The organism is Pseudomonas cyclaminis, from assembly GCF_015163715.1.
Taxonomy (GTDB): domain Bacteria; phylum Pseudomonadota; class Gammaproteobacteria; order Pseudomonadales; family Pseudomonadaceae; genus Aquipseudomonas; species Aquipseudomonas cyclaminis.
Map to the genome: position 1 here is coordinate 1 of NZ_JADDUM010000229.1, position 1,561 is coordinate 1,561.

The 1,561-nt window shown below is 58.5% G+C and carries 2 protein-coding genes; one reads left to right on the top strand and one right to left on the bottom strand.

Going from position 1 to position 1,561, the window contains the following annotated elements; all coding sequences use genetic code 11:
* Window positions 1-56: 56 nt before the first annotated feature.
* Window positions 57-812, bottom strand: a complete 756-nt coding sequence (locus tag IQK56_RS25355) for a COG4705 family protein (protein WP_193861801.1) — start codon at window positions 810-812, stop codon at window positions 57-59.
* Between the two features lie 190 nt (window positions 813-1,002).
* Here IQK56_RS25355 and IQK56_RS25360 point away from each other — a divergent pair.
* Window positions 1,003-1,561 (top strand): flavin reductase family protein (locus IQK56_RS25360; RefSeq protein ID WP_193901870.1); only part of this gene is annotated, 559 nt, incomplete at its 3' end.

The following is a 1,561-nucleotide window of genomic DNA, read 5'->3' on the forward strand; positions in this document are numbered from 1 at the left end:
AAAAATGTGGGAGGGGGTTTGCCCCCTCCCACATTGGTTTTACATCGTTTAGGTAATCAGAGCAGTTCCGCCACCTCGCGTCGCCCGTAGCGCCGCTGTGCATACGACGCCCCTGCAATCATCAACACCAATATTCCCGCCAACACCGCCGATGAACCAATGGTGCCAAAATCCAGGCCGCCCTTCTCATGGGGCTTGGTCAGGAAATCCCCCAACGTCGCGCCAAACGGCCGGGTCAGCACAAACGCCACCCAGAACAACAGCACCGACGAAATCTGCGTGAAGTATTTGAGCGCCACCACTGCGGCGATGGTCGAGCCGATCAACAGGGCCCCGCCAGCAAAGCCCAACCCCGAATCGTCCGCCAGGAAATCGCCCAACGCCGTGCCGAGGGTGTTGGAAAACAGAATCGCCATCCAATAGAACAACTCACCCCGGAAGGTCTGCACCTTGCTCACGTTCAGCGAGTCACCGCTGAGGTGCCACAACGCGAAAATGATCATCAGGATCACGATCAGGATCATCGACCCCGTGGCGTAACCCAAACCCAGGGTGCGGTCCATAAAGTCGGACATGGTGGTGCCGGCCGTGCTGGTGGACAAAATCACGATCCAGTACAGCACCGGGTTGTAGGTTTTCGACCAGAGTTGCGTCACCAGAGTGACCAGGAACACGCTGATCAAAATCATCGAACTGATCGCATAACCGACATTCAGGGTCATCGACAACAAGTCCCCGGCGGTTTCGCCCAGGGTGGTTGCGCAGATTTTCATGACCCAGAACGCCAGGGTGATCTGAGGAAGTTTATTCATGGGGTAGAAGGCTCCGGGATTCAGTCTTTCAATGGCCGACTTATGGGGGTGTCGACCTTGGGCGCAGACTGAACGGGGCGCTGTGAAAAATAGGTGGGCGATGAATGAAAATTCCATGGGCCAATGGAAATTCGCTGCCACGGGTTGCACTATGACCGCCTCCCAGAATTGCGTAGCAGGAACCCGGCCCATGTCTGACGATATCCATTTCTACGAACCCGCCAACGGCCACGGCCTGCCCCATGATCCGTTCAACGCCATCGTCGGTCCACGGCCCATCGGCTGGATTTCCTCCCACGACAACGCAGGCCGCCTGAACCTGGCGCCCTACAGTTTTTTCAATGCGTTCAACTACATTCCGCCGATCATTGGGTTTTCCAGTGTCGGGCGCAAAGACAGCCTGAACAACATCGAACAGACCGGCGAGTTCGTGTGGAACCTCGCTACCCGCCCGCTGGCCGAGCAGATGAACCAGAGTTGCGCGGCGGTCTCGCCAGACGTGAATGAGTTCGAGTTGTCCGGCCTGACGCCAGTGGCCTCGACAATCGTCGCCGTGCCACGGGTGGGCGAAAGCCCGGTGTCATTCGAATGCAAGGTGACGCAGATCATCCAGCTGCAACGCGCCGACAAAGGCTTGGTACCGAGCTGGCTGGTGCTGGGCGAGGTGGTTGCGGTGCATATTGCCAAGTGGCTGCTCAAGGACGGCGTCTACGACACCGCCGCCGCCGAGCCGATCTTGCGCGGGGGCG

What these genes read in the sequence shown, in the direction of transcription:
- IQK56_RS25355 (WP_193861801.1), bottom strand. Translation starts at nt 812, where the DNA reads ATGAATAAACTTCCTCAGATCACCCTGGCGTTCTGGGTCATGAAAATC.